Raw genomic sequence first — 22048 nt, 5'->3', positions numbered from 1 at the left:
AAGTAGCTGGGATTTGAAAGGTTGATATTTTAATGATAGATTTAGACGGTTTATATGAAAATTTGAAAAAAGGAAAGATAGAAAAAAGTTATATATTAGTTGGATTAGATGAGCTTTTAATTAAAGAAGGTATAGAAAATATTATTGATAATGTATTAGATGAAGGGTTTAAGGATTTAAACCTAATTAGATTAGATGGTAATAACCTTAATTTTGATGACTTCATGAATGCTTGTGAAACATTGCCTTTTATGTGTGATAAAAAAGTAGTAGTTTTAAATAGAACTAATATATTTAGGGATAAACAAGATAAAGAAACTGAAAAATTATATAAGCAATGTGTAGAATATTTTCAAAATACACCAGAACATTGTGTTTTAATAGCATATACAACTTTAAAGGATAAAAGGGATAGAGTTAATAGATTAAGTAAACTAAAAAAACTTGAGAAGAGTAGTTGTATAGTTTCTGTTGAAAAGTTAAAAGGGGTAAAACTACAACAAAAAGTAGGAAGAATCTTTCAAAGATATAATAAAAACATAGGAAAAATAGAATTAAAATACTTTTGTGACTCAGTAGAAAATAACTTTGATGTTATAGAAAGAGAAGTTGATAAAATAGTAAACTATGTTGGTGAGAGAGAAATAACTAGAAAAGACATAGATTTACTACTTCCTCCTAGATATGAGGACGACATATTTGATTTAGTTGAGCTTATTTCAATTAAAAGAGCAAAGCAAGCTATAGACTTAATGGATGAATTAATAGGCAGAGGACAAGATCCTATATTTATACTAAGTCAGATTAGAGAGCAATTTCAAAAGTTACACAGGGTTAAAATAAGACTTTCTGAAAAGTATAGAATTGATGAAATAAAGAAAGATTTTTTAGAAGCTAGTAGAGTGAATTTACCTGACTTTGTAATAGAAAAATTTATTAATCAGAGTAAGAAGTTTTCTAATAAACAGCTTAATAAATGTATTAATCTATGTTTATATACAGAAAAGAAACTTAAGAGTAATTCAAACTTAAATAAAAAAACAGAGTTAGAACTTATGATAGTGAGCACTGTAATATAAAAAATCCAGATTAGAATTATCTAATCTGGATTTTTTACTTAAAGAAATACTTCTAATAAAAGAAAATGGTGTTAGAAATTCTAACACCCATATAATTAAGCCATAGCGTTTAACTTAGCAGCTAATCTTGATTTCTTTCTAGCAGCCATGTTTTTATGAACTACTCCTTTAGAAGCAGACATATCTAAAGCTCTAGCAGCTTCAACGTATAAAGTTGCAGCTTCTGCTTTGTTATTAGCTTCAACAGCTACTTCAAACTTCTTTATAGCAGTTTTAAGAGCTGACTTAATCATCTTATTTCTTAAAGTTTTCTTTTCAGTAACTTTTATTCTTTTCTTTGCTGATTTAATATTTGCCATTCTAGTTCACCCCCTTCAACTTTTATAGCGTATCTGCAGTTTTGGGGAATCTGCGTACGAGTTCATTATTAACAAAGGTAATTATAACATCATAAATATATAAGTTCAAGTCTTTTTTCGTGTTTATCGACATAATTATCATTTTTAAGGAGATTATATATAATATATCAATTTAAATTAAAAAGAGGTGGAAAAATGTACAATGTAAGAACTGATTTAGCTGTTGAAAGTAGAGAGATTTATAAACATAGATATAATAGGGAAATTGATGGGGTAGTTTTTGAAGAAAAGACTGTGGAAGAGGATATTAAAGTTACAAATGTTGACATATTAAATGAGGAAGGTGCTAAAGCTATGGGAAAACCTATAGGCAGATATGTTACCATAGATATCCCTGAGTATACTCATTATGATGGTGGCATTATGGATGAGGTTTCTCATGTGGTGGCAGCCTCCTTAGAAGAACTTATTAATTTACCAGAAGATAGAACTGCTTTAGTAGTTGGTCTTGGAAACTGGAATGTTACACCTGACGCCATAGGACCTAAGGTTGTAGGAAAGTTAATGGTAACAAGACATTTAAAGAAGGTTATGCCAGATATAATAGATGATTCAGTAAGACCAGTTTGTGCCATAGCTCCTGGAGTTTTAGGCATAACAGGAATTGAAACTGGAGAGATAATAAAATCATTAGTTGAAAAAATAAAGCCAGATTTAGTAGTTTGTATTGATGCCTTAGCTTCAAGGAAACTTGAAAGAGTGGCAAGAACTATTCAAATAAGCAATACTGGTATATCACCAGGGGCTGGAGTTGGAAATCATAGAATGCAAATAAATGAAGAAAGTTTAGGTATTCCTGTTATTGCCTTAGGAGTACCAACTGTTGTGGATGCAGCTACTATTGCCAATGATGCCATGGATTTGGTTTTAGATGAAATGATAAATCAAGCAGAAGCTGGTAAAGAATTTTATAATATATTAAATAACATAGATAAGAATGAAAAAGGAATTCTGATAAAGAGTCTTTTAGATCCTTATGTAGGAGATTTAATGGTTACTCCAAAAGAAATAGATGATGTAATAGAATCAGTTTCAAAAATAATAGCAAATGGAATCAATATAGCTCTTCAACCTAATATGGTATTAGAGGATATAAATAAATTTTTAAATTAAGGCTATGTTTTAAATTGAAAAAATTATTAAGAGATTTTTTTAGAATTATAAGTGAATTTGAAGAAGAATAAATTAAATATTTACCTAAATAGAGTAACATAATATTTAACCTAACTTCATATAAATGAAAATATGAGGGAGGGGATAATGTGAGAGGTATTAATAAAAGAGAGATACCCATAGGAATGATTGTTCTTTTATCTTTATTGATAATATTTATGTTTAGATTTATGAAGATTGCAGCAAGTAAAGACATGAGAGAGAATTTATCATATATACAACTTTTAAATGCAGGAATGCCTGTTGCAAAGGGAACATATTACGATGAGAATGCTTATTTAGAAAGTAATATTACATTAAAAAGTTTAGCCTTAGAAACTTTAAATATAAAGCCTCTAGATCCGATAGAGTTAGTAATGAATGAAGTACCTTACTTTGGTGCAGTAAATAAAATAGCTTCAATTGATAAAGTTAATTATGTTTCTGCTGAAAAAGTATCTTCATTTGATTTAAATAAAGAAAGTATAGATATAGTTTCTGAGGAAGAATCTAAGGAAAATGCAGAATTAGAAGCTAGTAAAAATAGTGAAGTTTATAATCCAAGTTTAAAAAAGGAACTTGATCAGTCTAAGCCAGAGGTGCTTATTTATCATACTCATAATTCAGAGGGGTATAGTGAGGAAAGAACTTCAAACAATGAAGAACATAACGTAGTTGGAGTAGGGTCTTTAGTGGCAAAAGAACTTGAAGAAAACTATGGTATATCAGTTATTCATGATAAAACAAATCACTCAGCTTCATACGAACAATCTTACAATAAATCTAGAGAGACAGTTAAAAAATATACTAATGAATATGATGATTTTAAAATGGTAATAGATATTCATAGAGATTCTGTTGGAGAGCATAACAAAAAGAATTTAACTGCTAATATAAATGGAGAAAGTTTAGCTAAGGTTATGTTTGTTACAACTAGGAATAACCAATATTTTAATGATGCTGAATCCTTGGCCTATAGATTTATTAATAAAGCCAATGAGCTTTTTCCTGATATTTTAAGAAGACAGGAAACCTATAAGTATAATAGGGGACAAAATGCATTTAACCAAGATTTCAATAAGAATTCAATGCTTATTGAAGTTGGTGCAGAAGTAAATACTTCTAAAGAGGCTCAAGCTACAGCAAAGTATATAGCTAGATTAATAGCAGAAGAATTAAACGGAAAAAGTGAATAAAATATAAGAATTTTGAACATCCTTATAGATAGTAATCTATGGGGGTGTTTTATTTTGAAAAAATTTATGACTATTCTAACTCTTGGCATAATAGTTTTTTCTATAATTTCTTGGGGGCTTATAGGTGTTAACATAGAGAATACAGAGGCATTTAATAATCAAAATTATGAATTAAGCGAAAAAGTTGATTATGATAGAATAAAAGAAGAAACAGGCATGGATTTAACTATATTTAGTGAAGACAATAGTCCAGTAAAAATATATGAAAATAAGGACGAGGTTTATTTGGTTTTTAAAGAACATACTTTAAACTTAAGTAAAGGATTATTTGGTAATATGCTAATTGGTACTTTTAACCTAGTAAATAAATTAATCAATAATATTAATCAATTTATAGGAAACTATATAATAATGTAAAGTAAAGTATATTGACAGTTTAATGGCACATTGTGATATAATGTAACTTGACTTATTCTACAATGTGGGGGTGAAAACTGTTCAAAAACTTTTTAAATAGTTTGGAGAGCAGGTTTAGATATGGATAAAAAGAAGTATATAAGAAACTTTTCAATCGTAGCTCATATAGATCATGGTAAATCAACATTAGCAGATAGACTTTTAGAGAAAACTGGAACATTAACTCAAAGGGAAATGGAACAGCAAGTATTAGATACTATGGAGCTTGAAAAAGAAAGAGGAATAACAATAAAGTCTCAAGCAGCAAGACTTATCTATAAGAGAGAGAACGGAGAAGAATATATATTAAATCTTATAGATACTCCAGGTCACGTAGACTTTACATATGAGGTTTCAAGAAGCTTAGCCGCTTGTGAAGGTGCTATTCTTGTAGTAGACGCTACTCAGGGAATACAAGCTCAAACTTTAGCAAACTGTTACTTAGCATTAGATAATGATTTGGAAATAGTACCTGTTATAAATAAGGTTGACTTAGCTAGTGCTAGACCAGATGAAATAAAGCAAGAAATAGAGGATGTTATTGGAATAGAAGCAGAAGATGCTCCTTTAGTATCAGCTAAGACTGGATTAAACATAGAAGATGTTTTAGAAGAAATAGTAGAAAAAATTCCAGCACCAGAGGGAGATGAAAATGCTCCTCTTAAGGCTTTAATATTTGACTCATACTATGATAGTTACAAAGGAGTTGTATGTCATATAAGAGTTAAAGATGGTAAAGTTAAACCAGGAACAAAAATTAAACTAATGTCAACAGATAAGGTTTATGAAGTAGTTGAGACTGGAGTATTTACACCAGCTTTAATGCCTTTAAAAGAAGGATTAAGTGCAGGGGAAGTTGGATATATAACAGCTTCAATAAAGAATGTTAGAGATGCTAGAGTAGGTGATACTGTAACAGAGGCAGCTAGACCAACAGAGGAGGCCTTACCAGGATACAAACCAGCTATACCAATGGTTTACTCAGGTATATACCCAGTTGATGGAGCTAAGTATGAAGAATTAAAAGAAGCATTAGAAAAGCTTCAAATAAATGATGCTGCATTATCATTTGAACCGGAAACATCAGTAGCTTTAGGATTTGGATTTAGATGTGGATTCTTAGGATTATTACACATGGAAATAATTCAAGAGAGAGTTGAAAGAGAATTTAACTTAGATATAATTACAACTGCACCATCAGTTATATACAAAGTAACTAAGACAAATGGAGAATCTTTTGATTTAACAAACCCAACAAACCTTCCTCCAATGACAGAGATTGCATACATGGAAGAGCCTGTTGTTAAGGCTTCAATTATAACTCCAACTGATTACACTGGAGCTGTAATGGAATTATGCCAAGATAGAAGAGGTAAATTCATAGATATGCAATACTTAGAGGAAACAAGAGTTGTTATACATTATGAAATTCCATTAAATGAAATAGTATATGACTTCTTCGATACTCTTAAATCAAAAACAAGAGGATATGCTTCATTAGATTATGAATTAAAAGGATATGAGCAATCAAAACTTGTTAAGTTAGATATTTTATTAAATGGAGACAATGTAGATGCTTTATCTATGATAGTTCCAGAAGTTAAGGCTTATCAAAGAGGTAGAGCTATAGCTGAAAAACTTAAAGAAATCATTCCAAGACACATGTTTGAAGTTCCAATTCAAGCAGCTGTAGGTTCAAAAATTATAGCTAGAGAAACTGTTAAAGCTATGAGAAAAGACGTATTAGCTAAGTGTTATGGTGGAGATATTTCAAGAAAGAAAAAACTTCTTGAAAAACAAAAAGAAGGTAAGAAGAGAATGAGACAATTAGGAACAGTTGAAGTTCCTCAAGAAGCATTCATGTCAGTTTTAAAAGTGGACTAATTAAATTCTTTATATAGAGGCAATGATGAACAGTATTAAGTATTCATCATTGCCTTTTGTTTTTAAACCATTAATAACAGTAATTAAATTTTTTTGTTAACTTTACAAAGGTTTTTAAATCTTTTAGAGTTAGCTTATTTTTAGATACATTTAATTTAAATTTCTAAAATAAATATTTTTTATTTAGTCATTAAAAAGAAATCTCCTCAATATATTTATAGTAAATTAATAAAAATTATGTAGAGGAGAGGTATTATTATGTTAGATGCTAATAAAAGAGATGTTAAAATTAAGTGTAGAAAATTTAGAAATAATGGGAAGGCAACTGGTGTTATAAATAGAAAAAATGGAGATAATATTTCTATTAGTGTTAAAATTTCTGACTTAGATAAGTTTCTAGCTAAGCATGGAGATCATAGTGATTTAGAGATAAATTTAGAAGGTGAAGTAATAAACACTTCAATTATAGAAGTTCAAAGAGATTTATTAGTTCACAATGCTATAAATATAAATTTAAGAGAGATATAAAGCTAAAAATATTTTGAGTAAACTTATTTTAATAGGAATATTAATATTAAAGTTTAAAATTTTAGTTTTATCTAAAGGTAGATATTTAATTTTGTGAAAGAATCATATAAAAGTCATGGGTTTATTCACTCATGACTTTTTTTATTGTAATATGAAAGAAAGACTCATAATTAATAGATTATATTTAATTAAAAAAATTTATTTTATATTAGTTGTAAAGTTTATTTATTTTACATGGAGGTAATTAACTATGGATAAAATTTCCTTATATATACACATTCCTTTTTGTGCACAAAAGTGTCTTTATTGTGATTTTCCTTCCTTTGCCAGGAAAGATCATTTAAGAAAGGCCTATATAGAAGCTCTAAATAAGGAAATAATAAATTTAAGAGAGAAACATAATAATCTAGAAATAAACACTATATTTATTGGAGGGGGAACACCAAGTGTTTTAGAATCTAATGAATTAGAATGTTTATTAAAAGAAATAGCTAAACTTAATATGGCAAAAGATATAGAGTACTCTATGGAGTGTAATCCAGGAAACTTAACAGAAGAAAAGCTAGAAGTCATGAAGAAGTATGGTGTAAATAGAATCAGTATGGGGCTTCAAGCTAAGCAGGATAATCTTCTTAAAGGACTGGGAAGAATACATAACTATAAAACCTTTAAAGAAAACTTTTTATTAGCAAAAAAGGTTGGCTTTAATAACATAAATGTTGATTTAATGTTTGGATTACCCAATCAAAGATTAAATGAATGGGAAGAGACTTTAAGAGAGATAATATCTTTAGAGTCAGCTCATATATCAGCATATAGTCTAATTATAGAAGAGGGAACTGCTTTTTATAATTTATATGAAAATGATAAGTTAAAACTACCAACTGAAGAAGAAGAGAGAAAAATGTACCACTTAGCAAAAGAAATTTTAGAGGAAAATGGATTTAATCAATATGAGATTTCTAATTATGCTAAAGAGGGAAAAGAATGTAGACATAATTTAGCATATTGGAATATGGATAACTGGATAGGAGTAGGGTCAGCAGCTGCTTCTTATATTAATGGGAAAAGAATTAAAAACATAAGTAGTGTTGAGGAATATATAAATTCTATTAATGAGAAGGGAGAAGCCGTAGAAGAAATAATAAATAATTCAAAAAATGATAATATGGAAGAATTTATGTTTATGGGGCTTAGAAAAATTAATGGAATAGATGAAAATGAATTTAAAAAGAGATTTGGTATGAATATAAATGATGTTTATGGAGAAATACTAAATAAGTATATAGATGAAGGGCTTTTAATAAGGGAGTCAGGAAGAATTTTTCTAAGTGAAAAAGGCATAGAAATATCCAATGTAATAATGGCTGATTTTCTATTATAAAATTTAAAATAGGTTATGGTATAAATTAAAGCAAATAAAAGAAAAATAAAGATATTAAAGAATAAATAAGGTAAAATTCGAAATTTTCATTTGAAATGATAAAAAATGGAATTGACAAAAAACTTGGTAGGTAATATATTAATAGTGTACTAGTTAGCACTCGTTAAGAGTGAGTGCTAATAAAGAGGTGAGATTAGTGATAGACGATAGAAAGCTTCAAATATTAAGAGCTATAATTCAAGACTATATATCAACTGGAGAGCCCGTTGGTTCAAGAACTATCGCTAAAAAGTATAATCTTGGAGTAAGTTCAGCTACTATAAGAAATGAAATGGCTGACTTAGAAGAAATGGGATTTTTAGAACAGCCTCATACTTCGGCAGGAAGAATTCCATCAAGCAGAGGATATAGATTATATGTTGATAGAATGATTGAATTCGAAAGATTATCCTCTGAAGAGGAAGGGCTTATTAGAAATTCAATAATAGATGGTACCTTGTACGAAGTTGATAAAATAATCAAACAAACTAGTGCTCTTCTATCGGAACTTACTAAAATGACTTGTATAGTCAAAGCACCCTCAGTACATAAGAGCTTTGTAAAATCAATTCAACTTTTAAAAGTTGATGATGTAAGTATTTTATGTGTTTTAGTAACTGATAATGGTGTAATAAGAAATACAGTCATAAAAGTAAAGAGTGTTCCTATATCTGAAGAACTTATTAAAATTAGTAAGATAATAACTGAAAGGCTTAAAAACCTTACTATTGAGCAAATAAACTTAGAGGTTATTAGTAATCTCAATAGAGCTTTAAGCGGATATGAAGATATAGTAAATGCAGTTTTACCTGCTCTTTATGAGAGTTTAAAAGGTGATGAAACTTCTGAGGTATTCTTAGAAGGAACAATTAATATATTTAATTATCCTGAATATAATAATATTCACAAAGCTAAGGAGATTTTAGAACTTTTACATGATAAAAAAAGTATTTCAGAACTTATAAGTGATAGTGATGATATGACTGTAAAGATAGGTGATGAAATATTTGTACCAGAAGCAAAGGAATGTTCAATAATATCAGCTGGATATCATGTAGGAGATAGATCTTTAGGTACAATAGCTTTAATAGGTCCTAGAAGAATAAATTATTCTAAAGTCTTATCAATCATGACTGAAGTTATGAAAGAGTTAAATGAAACTTTAAAGAATAAGTAAGTAAAAAAAGAGAAGAGGTGTGGCTGCTTTATGGTGGATAATAAAGATTTTAACGAAGAGTTAAAGGAAAATATCCAAGAAGAATTAGATAACGAAACAAAAGCTGAAAATCCTAATATTGATGAAGAGGTAGAAGAAGTTTCAGAAGATATTAAGGCTGATGAAAAAGTTATTGATTTTGAAGAATTAAAGGCTTTAAAGGAAGAAAATACTATGTTTAAAAGTAAAACAAAGAAATTAGAAAATGAATTAGAGGCCTTAAAAGATAGATTATTAAGAATATCTGCAGAGTATGAAAATTACAGAAAAAGAACAGATAAAGAAAAAGAAAGAATATATACTGATGCATGTGAAGATGTTTTAATCAAAATGCTTCCAGTATTAGATAACTTAGAAAGAGCCTTAGCTGTAGATGGAACTGTTGAAGATCTTAAAAAAGGTGTTGAAATGACAGTAAGACAATTTGAGGATGCTTTAGAAAAACTTCAAGTTGAAGAAATATCTACAGAAAATGGTTTTGATCCAGAATTACATCAAGCAATGATGGTTGTGGAACAAGAAGGCGCAGAGCCAAATCAAGTAGCTCAAGTATTCCAAAAAGGATACAAGAGAGGGGATAAGGTTATCAGACATTCAATGGTAACTGTAACTAAATAATTTAATTAGCATTTAACAGGTTTAAATTATAGATATTGTTAGAGGAGGAATTAACAATGAGTAAAATAATCGGTATAGATTTAGGAACAACAAATTCATGCGTAGCTGTTATGGAAGGTGGAGAACCAGTAGTTATCACTAACTCAGAAGGTGCTAGAACAACTCCATCAGTAGTTTCATTCCAAGCAAATGGAGAAAGATTAGTAGGTCAAGTTGCTAAAAGACAAGCAATAACAAATCCTGACAAAACAATAATGTCAATAAAAAGACATATGGGAACTGACTATAAAGTTAATATAGATGGAAAAGATTATACACCACAAGAAATATCAGCAATGATACTTCAAAAATTAAAAGCAGATGCAGAAGCTTATTTAGGAGAAAAAGTAACAGAAGCTGTTATCACAGTTCCAGCTTACTTCAATGATGCTGAAAGACAAGCAACTAAGGATGCTGGTAGAATAGCTGGTTTAGATGTTAAGAGAATAATCAACGAACCAACAGCTGCATCATTAGCTTATGGATTAGATAAAATGGATAGTGCTCACAAAATCTTAGTATATGACCTAGGTGGTGGTACTTTCGACGTATCTATCTTAGATTTAGGAGATGGAGTATTTGAAGTTGTATCAACAAACGGAGATGCTAGATTAGGTGGAGATGACTTCGACCAAAGAATTATAGACTATATAGCAGAAGACTTTAAAGCTCAAAACGGAATTGATTTAAGACAAGATAAAATGGCTCTTCAAAGATTAAAAGAAGCTGCTGAAAAAGCTAAAATTGAGTTATCATCATCAACTCAAACATTAATCAACTTACCATTCATCACTGCTGATGCAACTGGTCCAAAACACATAGATATGACATTAACAAGAGCTAAATTCAATGAATTAACTCATGACTTAGTTGAAAGAACAATCAACATAATGAAAGAAGCCTTAAAATCAGGTAATGTTTCATTAAATGATATAGATAAAGTAATCTTAGTTGGTGGATCAACAAGAATACCAGCAGTTCAAGAAGCTGTTAAAAACTTCACTGGAAAAGAACCTTCAAAAGGAGTTAACCCAGATGAGTGTGTAGCAATGGGTGCTGCTATCCAAGCTGGTGTATTAACTGGTGATGTTAAAGACGTATTATTATTAGATGTTACTCCATTAACATTAGGAATCGAAACTTTAGGAGGAGTTGCAACTCCATTAATCGAAAGAAATACAACTATCCCTGCAAGAAAGAGTCAAATATTCTCAACTGCAGCAGATAACCAAACTTCAGTTGAAATTCACGTAGTACAAGGTGAAAGACAAATGGCAGCTGATAACAAAACTTTAGGTAGATTTACTCTATCAGGAATTGCTCCAGCTCCAAGAGGAATCCCTCAAATAGAAGTTGCTTTCGATATAGATGCTAATGGTATAGTTAAAGTTTCAGCAACTGATAAAGCTACTGGAAAAGAAGCTAACATTACAATCACAGCTTCAACTAACTTAAGCGATGCTGAAATAGATAAGGCTGTAAAAGAAGCAGAACAATTTGCTGAAGAAGATAAGAAGAGAAAAGAAGCTATAGAAGTTAAAAACAATGCTGAGCAAACTGTTTACCAAACAGAAAAAACTTTAAATGAACTTGGCGATAAAGTTTCAGCTGAAGAAAAATCAGAAATAGAAGCTAAAATCGAAGAAGTTAAAAAAGTTAAAGATGGTGACGATATAGAAGCTATCAAGAAAGCTATGGAAGATTTAACTCAAGCATTCTACAAAGTATCAGAAAAATTATACCAACAAAATGGTGGAGCACAAGGTCAAGGATTCGATCCAAACAACATGGGTGGAGCTAATGCTGGAGCAGGTGCTACAAACAACAACGATGACAATGTTGTAGACGCTGATTTCGAAGTTCAAGATGATAAATAATAATTAAAACTATCACAAGACTTAAAGCTTTGATATAATATAAAAAGAATTAATAGAGGGAAGGCTCAATAGTCTTCCCTTTTTATAAGTAAACTTATAGGTGGTGAATAACAGTGGCTAAAAGAGATTACTATGAAGTGCTTGGGCTTCAAAAGGGTGCTTCAGATGATGAGATAAAAAGAGCTTTTAGAAAAATGGCTATGAAATATCACCCGGATAGAAATCCTGGAGATAAGGAAGCGGAAGAAAACTTTAAAGAAGTAAATGAAGCATATGATGTTTTAAAAGACCCTGATAAAAAAGCTAAATATGATCAATTTGGTCATGCTGCTTTCGATGGAAGTGGTGGCTTTGGTGGTGGCGGATTTGGAGGCTTTGATGCTGGTGGATTCGACTTCTCAGAAATGGGTGGCTTTGGAGATATTTTTGAATCATTCTTTGGGGGAGGATTTGGTGGCGGATCATCTAGAAGAAGAAATGCTCCACAAAGAGGTGCTGATTTAGAATATAGATTAAATATAACATTTGAAGAAGCTGTATTTGGATGTGAAAAAGAAATATCTATAACTAGAACTGAAAATTGTGAAACTTGTCATGGTACAGGTGCTAAAGCAGGCACAACTCCTAAGACTTGTCCAAAATGTAATGGTTCAGGTCAAATAAGAGTTCAAAGACAAACTCCTTTAGGAAGCTTTGTATCTACAACAACTTGTGATCAATGTGGTGGAACAGGTAAAGTAATTGAAGATCCATGTCCAGATTGTAAGGGAAAAGGAACTGTTAGAAAGAATAGAAAGATAACAGTTAAGATACCAGCAGGTGTAGATACTGGAAACATAATACCTTTAAGAGGACAAGGTGAGCAAGGTGCTAATAATGGTCCTGCAGGAGATTTATATATAAGAGTAAATGTTGCTCCATCTAAGATATTTAGAAGAGAAGGTTCAGATATTTACTATGATTACAAGATAAGTATGGCTAAGGCTGCTTTAGGAGCTGAAATCACTGTTCCGACTGTAGACGGAAATGTTAAATATAAAGTTCCAGCAGGTACTCAACCAGGAACTAAGTTTAGATTAAAAGGAAAAGGTGTTCCTCACGTTAATGGTGGAGGAAGAGGAAATCAATACGTTCATATGGTAGTAGAGGTTCCAAAACATCTAAATAAAGAGCAAGAAGAAGCATTAAAAGCCTTTATGAAGGTATCTGGGGAATCAGTTGATGATATAGATGAAAAAGATGAAGGATTCTTCTCAAAATTTAAAAAGAAAAAATAATTGATTTTAAATACTCTAGTCATTTCTGACTAGAGTATTTTTTGTTTATATAAATTTAAAAAAAGTAAATGATTTACAAGTGGATGTATTAGTGATATAATACACTCAAGGTTAAGTGTATTAATGAAGTAATACATAAGTACAAAAATATATTAACATAAATATAGGGGTGATTAAATGATAGAAGTGGTTGGTGTTAAAAAGAAGTTTAGAAGAAAAAAAGTTTTAGAGAATATTACTTTTAATGTAAAGAAGGGAGAAATAACTGCTTTACTAGGGTTAAATGGAGTGGGAAAATCTACTCTTTTAAAAATAATTATGGGACTTGTTAAGCCAGATGAGGGGAAAGTGCTTTTTAACGGAGAAAAGCTAAATTATAAGACCTATGAAAATATTGCCTTTGTACCTGATGTTTTAAATACTTATGGTGATATGAAAATAAAAGATGCCTTTGAATATATGAGTATGATGTATGAAAAGTGGGATATGGATAAAGCTTATGAAATGCTAAAAGATTTTAAATTAACTGATGATTTAAAAATAAATAAACTTTCTAAAGGGAATATAGCAAGGGTAAAACTTATATTAGGTTTTTCTAGAAATCCAGAATATTTACTTTTAGATGAACCTTTTTCAGGTATAGATATTTTTACAAGAGAGAAGTTTATAGAATCTTTAATTGGCTATATGGATAACGATATTGGAATTTTACTAACAACTCATGAATTAAAAGAGGTTGAAAATATAGTTGATAAAGTTGTCTTTTTAAGTGATGGAAATATTAAAATAGAATTTTATGTTGAAGATGTAAGAGAAAATGAAGGATTATCAATGGTAGAGAAAATAAGGGAGGTACATGAAGGTGAGTAAGGGGAATTTTAAAAAGTTAAGTTATCTTTTAAATTTACAGATATTAAGAGATTTAAAAATAACAATAGGATCAGCTGTTGGAATTATGCTTTTAAACATTGCCTATTTCGTTTATAGCTTAAGTGATGAATTAAAAATTTATTTAGAAAAAACAGAGAATATAGGTGCTATTCAAATGTTTTCTCCTATAGGTTCTTTTAGTAGTTTTTCTAATCGTGGAAAGGGTATGCTATTAACGCTTTTAATACTAGGATGTTTTTGTTTATATTGTTGGTATCTATGGCTTGGTGAGTTTAAAGGAGAGAATAAAAGTGCATATACTCTTTTAACATTGCCATTGCCTAAAAAGTTTATTATTATATACAAGTTTTTAGCAGCATGTTTTTATTATTTATCTTTAGTTTTCTTTCAAATAGTAGCATTACTTATAAATTATATAATATTTAATATTATGGTTCCAACTGATGCTATAGTAAAAGAAAGTTTAATTACCATATTATCTAGTTCAATAAGTAATTTTTATGGATTGATTCCAGTTAGTTTTGTTAATTTAATAACTCATGGCTTATTTTTTATAGCAATGATATTATTAACTTTTTTATTTGCAATATTAGAGAGAAGTTTTGGAGTAAAGGGTGGAATATTAGGGGTAATATTAGGATGTTCTTTTCTTTTCTTAGTTTTAATCTTCCCAGGAAAAATGAATTTTTATATGTTTGAAAAATTTATTTGGTTTGTTTTCATAGCAATCTTATATGATTTGTTTGGATGGTTTTATTCAAAGTATTTGCTTGAAAAAAAGGTTCATGTGTAAGGAGGAGTAGAAATTATGAAAAAAAGAGTACCTTGGGTGTTAACAGTAATATTTTTAAGTGCATTTATAGTTTTTTCTGGAATATTTATTTACATTAATTGTTCGCCAATAAAGTTTAAAGATATATATGGAAGTAGAAGTGAACTTGGAGATGTTGATTTAGTTTTTTATAAAGATAGGGATATTTTTGGAGAAGAAATGACTGTTGGAACTAAAATGGTTAATAGAAGAAATGTTATTAATGAGAGACGTTTTGATGGAATTGATGTACTTAAGGATAAGAAGTTTTTTAGAGGAATATATCCAACAAGAGATACTTTCTTTGAGGATGACAATGTAATGGTTGATATTACTAATATATATGGCGATGGTTTTCAGAAGCTTGAAGTTAGATTTAAGGATAAAAAATCTAATACTTATGAAACTTTTAATGTTAAAGTAGATGAATATATTAGAAATAATAATATAGATAAAGTCACTTATAAGGATGGAAAAATAAATATATTATTTTCTGTGAATTATCAAGAAAATGATATAGTATTTGGAGAAATAAATTTATCAGATAAGAAGTTTAATATAGTTGATATAATAAATTTAGATGAGAAATTAGATTTAAATAAAGAGTATTCTCATGTAAATTCAGTAAGACAAAAATTTGGAGCTTTATCAAGTACTGAAAAAGATAAAGTATATTATAAATTAACTGAACTTGATAATACTGATAAGAGAGGCATATATAGTGATGATAGCATCCTTGAAGTAGATGTAAATACTAGAGAAATAAAAAGATATAATCCTAATGATGAAATAAGAGATGATATGAAGAAATCTTATTTTGATGCAAATGGAAAAGAGGGTACAATGTTTGAGGCTTATGGTGAAATATATATTACCCAGACTTTAGATCAGAAGACTTCAGTATTAGTATTTAACACTAAAACAAAAGAGTTTAAATTTTATAAGGATCTTATAGAAAATGAAAGATTAAATAGATATGGAGTAAATGTTAGGGATTTAGGTACATTTATAATTGCAGAAAATAAGGTTATAGCTAATTTTATTGATCATAGAGATGATAGTTTTTTAAACAGCACTTATATAGCAGTTATAGATATACCTAGTAGAAATCCAGTTTATATAGGTGAATTAGAATCTGGATATTTAAGTGACATTAAGATATCAGGAGGTAAATAAAATGTTTTTTGAAGTAAATGATAGGGAACCAATTTATCTCCAAATAATAAGACATATAAAACAATCCTTAGTTATTGAAAATTTAAAGCCAGGAGATCATATACCATCAAGGAGGGAGCTTGCAGAAATGTTAAAAGTAAATCCTAATACAGTTCAAAGAGCATATAGAGATATGGAGACTATGGGACTTATAGAAACAATAAGAAATAAACCAAGTACTATAACAGAAGATGAAGAAATATTAAAAAACATAAGAAAAGAACTTGTAGAGGATGCATTAGATGGATTTATAGAAAGTATGAAAGCTATAAAATTAACTAAGGAAGAAGTTTTAGAAATTATTAGAGAGAGATATTAAATAACTAAATGTAAGAAGCTATATAAATTTTAAACAATTTATATAGTTTCTAATTTTATTAATATATTTGAAATTATAGTCAATATTTTGGCTCTATTTATAATAAAAGTTGTTTAAAGTTTTAGCTTGTTTAAAATAAAAGATTAAGAGGGTGAATTTTATGTGGAGAAAGATTATTAATGTATTGTTTTTTGTAAGTTTTATATTCTATATTTCATTTTTATTATGGAATATACTTTTTAAATATGTTTCTCCTATTGAGTTATTCAGCAGCGAAAGAGAATTTTATAGGAGTTTAAACTTAATTCCTTTTAATGATATTATAGAAGGGAATTATAATCAACTTGATGTTATAGGAAATGTTATTTTGTTTATACCTTTAGGAATTTATGCAAGTATGTTTTCAAAGAAACTTAAGTGGTATGAAAATACAGTGATAATAGCATTAATATCTTTAGCTTTTGAAGTAAGTCAATATATATTTGCTATAGGGGCAAGTGATATAACAGATATAATAACTAATACTGTTGGCGGTAGTATTGGAATAGGAATATACTTAATAATTAAAAAGATTTTTAGAGAAGACATGAAAGTAAAAAGTTTTGTATCTATTTGTAGTACATTAGTTATGATTCCTGTTGCTTTTATCATAGTAATGAATTTTATTTATAATTAAATATTTAGAGGGATTAAATAAGATTAAGTTTAAAGGTTATGTCAATAATAGACTATAGCCTTTATTTTTTTTATGTGTGATAATAAAAATAATGATAAGAAGTTTATCTTAGAAATTTTAATAAAGTATATTAAACATAATAATGCTTATAAACTAGACAGATACTACACTAAAGTGTAAAATAAATTATTAGTCAAAGTAGCATAAGAAAGGATTGATACATAAATGGAAGGAACTTGGATTGAAGTTAGAGTAATAACTAAAAGTGAGGCATTAGAACCTATATCAGGAATATTTTACGGATTAGACTGTAAGGGTGTTGCTATAGAGGATCCAAATGATATATTAGGAAGAGAACAAGGACCTTTAACTTGGGATTTTGCAGATATAAACATATTAGAACATAAGGGGAAGGTTGCCGTTGTTAAAGGTTATTTCTCAGAAGAGGATAACATTGATGACGTAATAGCTTATGTTAAGGAAAGAGTAGAAGAGTTAAAAGAGTCAGGATTAGATGTTGGTGAAGGAACAGTTGAAGCAGAAAAAATGTTTGAAGAAGACTGGGCTAATAACTGGAAGAAATACTATAAGCCAATAAAGATTGGAGAAAAAATAGTTATAAAACCAATATGGGAAGAGTATGAACCTACTGGAGAAGAAATGGTAGTAGAATTAGACCCAGGTATGGCTTTTGGTACTGGTGACCATGAAACTACAAGAATGTGTGTTCAAGCTTTAGATAAATATGTTAAGGATGATACTACTGTATTTGATATTGGAACAGGTTCAGGAATACTTGCTTTAGTTGCTTCTAAACTTGGTGCAAAACATGTTATAGGAGTTGATTTAGACCCAGTTGCTGTAGATTCAGCTAAGGAAAATATATCATTTAACAATGTTGATAATATAGAAGTGTTATACGGAAATCTTTTAGATGTTGTAGATGGAAAAGCTGATATAGTTGTTGCAAATATAATAGCTGAAATAATCTGCATATTAGTTGATGATGTTAAAAAAGCATTAAACAAAGATGGAATTTTCATAACTTCAGGTATAATACATGAGAGAAGACAAATGGTTATAGATAAATTAGAACAAGAAGGTTTTGAAGTTATGGAAGTTAACAAAGATGGAGAATGGAACTGTATTGTTGCTAAGTTAAAATAATTTAGTAAGGGAGTATAAAATTATGCATAAGTTTTTTACACCAGCGCATATGTTTTCAGACACTCATGCAAAAATAACAGGGGAAGATGTAAAACATATTTATAAGGTTTTAAGGGTAAAACCAGGTGAGAAGGTTGTTGTAAATAACCTTGAAAGTGAAGAGTTTTTAGGTGAGGTAGAAGAGGTTAATAAACAAGAGGTTTCTATCAAAATCTTAGAGAAGCTTGATGTAAACAATGAAAGTAATTTAAATATTACTTTATTTCAAGGAATGCCAAAGGCTACAAAAATGGATTTAATAGTTCAAAAATGTGTAGAACTTGGTGTTTCAGAAATAATTCCAACAATAACTGATAGAGTAGACGTTAAATTAAAAGGTGAATTTAAAAAATTAGATAGATTAAATAAAATCGCTTTAGAGGCATGTAAACAAAGTAAAAGAACGGTAATACCACAAGTATTAGAACCAATGGACTTTAAAGAGGTTTTAGAAAAGATAGATCAATTAGACCTTATGGTTATTCCTTATGAAAATGCTACAGGATACGGAATAAGAGCTATGGTTAACTCTATAGAGGATAAAGATAGTATAAAAAATGTTGGAATAATGGTTGGGCCAGAAGGCGGATTTGAAGAAAGTGAAATAGAAGCCCTAAAAGAAAAAGGAGCTCATATTGTAACTTTAGGACCAAGAATTTTAAGAACAGAGACAGCAGGATTTACCTGTATTTCTCTTATTCAGTATGAGCTTGGTGATTTAGGAGGAAATATTTAATGAAAGTTGCATTTGCTACACTAGGGTGTAGAGTTAATACATATGAATCAGAAGCAATGACTGAAAAATTTGTTAGAGAAGGCTATGAAGTTGTAGATTTTAATGAAATGGCAGATGTGTATGTAGTTAATACTTGTAGCGTAACTAACATGGGAGATAAGAAATCAAGACAAATAATAGGAAGAGCTAGAAGACAAAATCCAGAGGCTATTATAGCTGTAGTTGGATGTTATGCTCAAATAGCACCTACAGAGGTTTCAGGAATTGAAGGCGTAGATGTAGTTTTAGGTTCAAGAAATAAAGGTGAAATAGTTTATTATGTAAATAAGGCTAGAGATGAAGGCAAGCAACAAGTTAAAGTTGGCGCTGTTTTAAAGAATAAAGTTTTTGAAGACCTAAAAATTGAAGAGTATAATAATAAAACTAGAGCTTTCTTAAAAATACAAGATGGATGTAATAGATTCTGTGCTTATTGCTTAATTCCATATACTAGAGGTTCTGTTTGTTCAAAAGACCCTAAGAAGGTTTTAGAGGAAATAAGAAGTTTAGCAGAGCATGGATTTAAAGAAATAATATTATCAGGAATTCATACAGCATCTTATGGTGTTGATTTAGATGAAAAAGTAACACTAGTTGATTTACTAGAAGAGATAGAAAAAATTGATGGAATAGAAAGAGTTAGAATAGGTTCAATAGATCCTACATTCTTTACAGAAGATGTTGTAAGAAGAATCTTAGCTCTTAAAAAACTATGTCCTCATTTCCACTTATCACTTCAAAGTGGATGTGATGCTACTTTAAAAAGAATGAATAGAAGATACACTGCTAAAGAGTATGAAGATATAGTAAATCTTTTAAGAGATAAAATAGAAGATGTTTCTATAACAACAGACGTAATTGTTGGTTTCCCTGGAGAAACTGATGAAGAGTTTGAAGAAACTTATGAATTCTTAAAGAGAATAGCTCTTTCAAAAACTCACATATTTAAATATAGTCCTAGAAAAGGTACTAGAGCAGAGAATATGGAAAATCAAGTTGATGGAAATAAGAAAGACGAAAGAAGTAAAAAACTTATTGAATTAAATAGAATTAATGAAAAAGCCTTTGCTGAAAAATATATAGGTGAAGTTATTGATGTTTTATTTGAAGAAGAAGTTGAATTAGGTAGTGGTGTTTATACTGGATATACAAGAAATTATATAAAGGTAAATGCTAAGGCTGATTGCAATGTTTCAGGTAAAATATTAAATGTAAAAATTAATTCTTTTGAGGGAGAAGTAGCCCAAGGAGAAATAGTATTATAAAAAGAAGATTTTTACATTCAAAATGAGTTATAATAGATAATAGATTCATTGCTTAGGAGGTGAAAATCATGTCAGATTGTATTTTTTGTAAAATAGTAGCTGGAGAAATTCCAAGCAAAAAGATTTATGAAGATGATAAAGTTTTAGCTTTTCATGATATAAGTCCAGAAGCACCAGTACATTTTTTAGTTATTCCTAAAGAACACATAGCTAGTTTAAATGAAGTTAATGAAGAAAATGCAGAAGTATTTGCACACATTTTCAAGACTATTAATAAACTAGTAAAGGAACAAGGAATTGCAGAGGATGGATACAGAGTTGTCACTAATTGCGGAGAGCAAGGAGGGCAAACAGTAGGACATATCCATTTCCACGTTCTTGGAGGAAGAAATTTAAATTGGCCACCAGGCTAAAATTTAGATTTAACTTCTTGACATTAAAGAAAACTATGTTGTATAATATAGCGTGTGTTATTTAGCCCATGGCTGTGAATTACATTAATAATTTACGCTAGCGGAGGGAGGGATAAAGAATGTCAGAAATCAGAGTAAAAGAAAACGAATCATTAGAGCAAGCATTAAGAAGATTTAAGAGACAATGCGCTAGAGCTGGAGTTCTTTCAGAAGTAAGAAAAAGAGAACACTACGAAAAGCCAAGCGTAAAGAGAAAGAAAAAATCAGAAGCTGCAAGAAAGAGAAAATTCAAATAGTTTTTGGTTTAAATTTATAGAATAATTTCTTTTGAAAGAAGGTATACAAATGCCAACTATTAAAGAAAGACTTCAAGAAGACTGGAAGCAGGCTTTAAAGGCTAAGGATAAGTTCAAGGCTGGAGTTTTAAGTACTGCTAAGTCAGCAATACTTTTAGTCGAAAAGACTGACGGTGTTAAGCTTGAGGATGAACAGGTTATAGAAATATTAGCAAGAGAAATCAAGCAAAGAAGAGAAGCTGCGCTTGAATTCGAAAAGGGAAATAGACAGGATTTAGTTGATCAAAACAATAGTGAGATTGCAATCTTGTTAGATTACCTTCCTCAGCAGTTAAGTGAAGAAGAAATAAAAGATATCATAAAGCAAGCAGCTGAAGAAGTGGGCGCAAATAGCATGAAAGACATGGGAAAAGTTATGTCAAAGGTTAGACCGCAAACAGTTGGTAGAGCTGATGGTAAACTTGTAAGTCAATTAGTTAAAGAATATTTAAATAAGTAAGAGAGTTCATTAGAACTCTCTTTTATTTTTATAATTTAAAGTTTAGTTTTAAGAATGGATTATGAATAGTTTAGAAGTTTTTAAAAAGAAACTTTTGAATTGTTTTAAAAGGCATATACATAGCTAAAGGTGCTATGTATATGCCTTTTTATATTGCTTAGTTTTTTTATATAAGAATAAAAAAATATAAATTTTCATAGATTTAGTATGAAAATATTTTATGGGAGGTATAGTTGTGGGTGATAAATTAAGACAGGTAACTAATAGAATTGCAGAGGAATTAGATTTACCTAAGGAGATAATAAATGGTGAGCCTAAAATAGTTGTACATGGAAAAAGTGAAATTATTATAGAAAATCATAAGGGAATAGAGGTTTTTAAGGAAAATGAAATTAAGATTAATAGCAATTTAGGGGTTATTACAATTGAGGGAGTAAAGTTAGAGATAAGATTTATAGGTACCGAAACTATTGCGTTAACAGGAAGACTTAAGAATTTAAGTTTTGAGGAGGCGTAAG

At 29.4% G+C, this 22048-nt stretch carries 24 protein-coding genes; 23 read left to right on the top strand and 1 reads right to left on the bottom strand.

The features are described 5' to 3' along the window. Positions 1-32 precede the first annotated feature (32 nt). Positions 33-1079 carry a DNA polymerase III subunit delta gene (gene holA / locus ACYUCG_RS08625; protein ID WP_060795898.1) on the top strand — a complete coding sequence of 349 codons (1047 nt, stop codon included), beginning with the start codon at positions 33-35 and terminating at the stop codon, positions 1077-1079. Between the two features lie 95 nt (positions 1080-1174). On the opposite strand, the gene rpsT is transcribed toward holA, so the two are convergent. Beyond that, entirely contained in the window at positions 1175-1438 is a 264-nt protein-coding gene (rpsT, locus tag ACYUCG_RS08620) for a 30S ribosomal protein S20 (protein ID WP_003451389.1), read from the bottom strand. 195 nt (positions 1439-1633) lie between these two features. Here rpsT and gpr point away from each other — a divergent pair, with 195 nt between their 5' ends. The 22 genes from gpr (at position 1634) to yqfC (ending at position 22047) form a co-directional block, all read left to right on the top strand. Continuing rightward, positions 1634-2611 (top strand): GPR endopeptidase, encoded by a 978-nt coding sequence (gene gpr, locus ACYUCG_RS08615; RefSeq protein WP_087326360.1) that lies wholly within the window; start codon positions 1634-1636, stop codon positions 2609-2611. Between the two features lie 149 nt (positions 2612-2760). Then, positions 2761-3846 (top strand): stage II sporulation protein P, encoded by a 1086-nt coding sequence (locus ACYUCG_RS08610; RefSeq protein ID WP_087326357.1) that lies wholly within the window; start codon positions 2761-2763, stop codon positions 3844-3846. A 54-nt stretch (positions 3847-3900) separates the two neighbouring features. Next, positions 3901-4263: a hypothetical protein gene (locus tag ACYUCG_RS08605; protein ID WP_087326354.1), complete on the top strand. Its 363-nt coding sequence runs from the start codon at positions 3901-3903 to the stop codon at positions 4261-4263. 120 nt (positions 4264-4383) lie between these two features. Then, positions 4384-6186 carry a translation elongation factor 4 gene (gene lepA, locus ACYUCG_RS08600; protein WP_003451176.1) on the top strand — a complete coding sequence of 601 codons (1803 nt, stop codon included), beginning with the start codon at positions 4384-4386 and terminating at the stop codon, positions 6184-6186. A 258-nt stretch (positions 6187-6444) separates the two neighbouring features. Next, a complete protein-coding gene (locus ACYUCG_RS08595) occupies positions 6445-6714 on the top strand; it encodes a hypothetical protein (protein ID WP_003451693.1) in 270 nt (89 codons plus the stop codon). A gap of 250 nt (positions 6715-6964) precedes the next feature. Beyond that, positions 6965-8098 (top strand): radical SAM family heme chaperone HemW, encoded by a 1134-nt coding sequence (gene hemW / locus ACYUCG_RS08590; protein ID WP_460268442.1) that lies wholly within the window; start codon positions 6965-6967, stop codon positions 8096-8098. A 196-nt stretch (positions 8099-8294) separates the two neighbouring features. Continuing rightward, positions 8295-9314 carry a heat-inducible transcriptional repressor HrcA gene (gene hrcA, locus ACYUCG_RS08585; protein WP_283677985.1) on the top strand — a complete coding sequence of 340 codons (1020 nt, stop codon included), beginning with the start codon at positions 8295-8297 and terminating at the stop codon, positions 9312-9314. A 30-nt stretch (positions 9315-9344) separates the two neighbouring features. After that, on the top strand, positions 9345-9971 hold the full coding sequence (grpE, locus tag ACYUCG_RS08580) for a nucleotide exchange factor GrpE (RefSeq protein ID WP_003461874.1): 627 nt from the start codon (positions 9345-9347) through the stop codon (positions 9969-9971). Between the two features lie 56 nt (positions 9972-10027). Continuing rightward, positions 10028-11887: a molecular chaperone DnaK gene (gene dnaK / locus ACYUCG_RS08575; RefSeq protein WP_003454824.1), complete on the top strand. Its 1860-nt coding sequence runs from the start codon at positions 10028-10030 to the stop codon at positions 11885-11887. 113 nt (positions 11888-12000) lie between these two features. Then, positions 12001-13164, top strand: coding sequence for a molecular chaperone DnaJ (gene dnaJ / locus ACYUCG_RS08570; protein WP_460268441.1), 1164 nt, complete (start codon positions 12001-12003; stop codon positions 13162-13164). 177 nt (positions 13165-13341) lie between these two features. Beyond that, positions 13342-14034 (top strand): ABC transporter ATP-binding protein, encoded by a 693-nt coding sequence (locus ACYUCG_RS08565; protein WP_460268440.1) that lies wholly within the window; start codon positions 13342-13344, stop codon positions 14032-14034. After that, positions 14027-14848 carry a hypothetical protein gene (locus ACYUCG_RS08560; RefSeq protein ID WP_139933909.1) on the top strand — a complete coding sequence of 274 codons (822 nt, stop codon included), beginning with the start codon at positions 14027-14029 and terminating at the stop codon, positions 14846-14848. The genes ACYUCG_RS08565 and ACYUCG_RS08560 overlap by 8 nt, the downstream gene beginning before the upstream one ends. Before the next feature lie 15 nt (positions 14849-14863). Then, complete coding sequence (locus tag ACYUCG_RS08555; protein WP_460268439.1) at positions 14864-16042, top strand: hypothetical protein; 1179 nt, start codon at positions 14864-14866, stop codon at positions 16040-16042. A 1-nt stretch (position 16043) separates the two neighbouring features. After that, complete coding sequence (locus tag ACYUCG_RS08550; protein ID WP_460268438.1) at positions 16044-16400, top strand: GntR family transcriptional regulator; 357 nt, start codon at positions 16044-16046, stop codon at positions 16398-16400. Between the two features lie 160 nt (positions 16401-16560). After that, positions 16561-17076, top strand: coding sequence for a VanZ family protein (locus ACYUCG_RS08545; RefSeq protein ID WP_460268437.1), 516 nt, complete (start codon positions 16561-16563; stop codon positions 17074-17076). 225 nt (positions 17077-17301) lie between these two features. Then, on the top strand, positions 17302-18243 hold the full coding sequence (prmA, locus tag ACYUCG_RS08540) for a 50S ribosomal protein L11 methyltransferase (RefSeq protein WP_283677978.1): 942 nt from the start codon (positions 17302-17304) through the stop codon (positions 18241-18243). A gap of 22 nt (positions 18244-18265) precedes the next feature. Beyond that, positions 18266-19018 (top strand): 16S rRNA (uracil(1498)-N(3))-methyltransferase, encoded by a 753-nt coding sequence (locus ACYUCG_RS08535; protein ID WP_460268436.1) that lies wholly within the window; start codon positions 18266-18268, stop codon positions 19016-19018. Next, positions 19018-20322: a tRNA (N(6)-L-threonylcarbamoyladenosine(37)-C(2))-methylthiotransferase MtaB gene (gene mtaB, locus ACYUCG_RS08530; RefSeq protein ID WP_057231879.1), complete on the top strand. Its 1305-nt coding sequence runs from the start codon at positions 19018-19020 to the stop codon at positions 20320-20322. Before ACYUCG_RS08535 ends, mtaB begins: the two co-directional genes overlap by 1 nt. Positions 20323-20390: 68 nt before the next feature. Then, positions 20391-20735 (top strand): histidine triad nucleotide-binding protein, encoded by a 345-nt coding sequence (locus tag ACYUCG_RS08525; protein ID WP_003461755.1) that lies wholly within the window; start codon positions 20391-20393, stop codon positions 20733-20735. Between the two features lie 119 nt (positions 20736-20854). Further along, positions 20855-21031 (top strand): 30S ribosomal protein S21, encoded by a 177-nt coding sequence (rpsU, locus tag ACYUCG_RS08520; protein ID WP_003451446.1) that lies wholly within the window; start codon positions 20855-20857, stop codon positions 21029-21031. Between the two features lie 49 nt (positions 21032-21080). Next, positions 21081-21530: a GatB/YqeY domain-containing protein gene (locus tag ACYUCG_RS08515; RefSeq protein WP_003451322.1), complete on the top strand. Its 450-nt coding sequence runs from the start codon at positions 21081-21083 to the stop codon at positions 21528-21530. 235 nt (positions 21531-21765) lie between these two features. Then, positions 21766-22047 carry a sporulation protein YqfC gene (gene yqfC, locus ACYUCG_RS08510; RefSeq protein WP_081092169.1) on the top strand — a complete coding sequence of 94 codons (282 nt, stop codon included), beginning with the start codon at positions 21766-21768 and terminating at the stop codon, positions 22045-22047. Position 22048: the final 1 nt, after the last annotated feature.

The sequence above is a fragment of the Clostridium sp. CTA-17 genome (assembly GCF_054767895.1).
The sequence above is the reverse complement of the archived record's forward strand: the minus strand, read 5'-3'. Positions and strand labels throughout refer to the sequence as shown.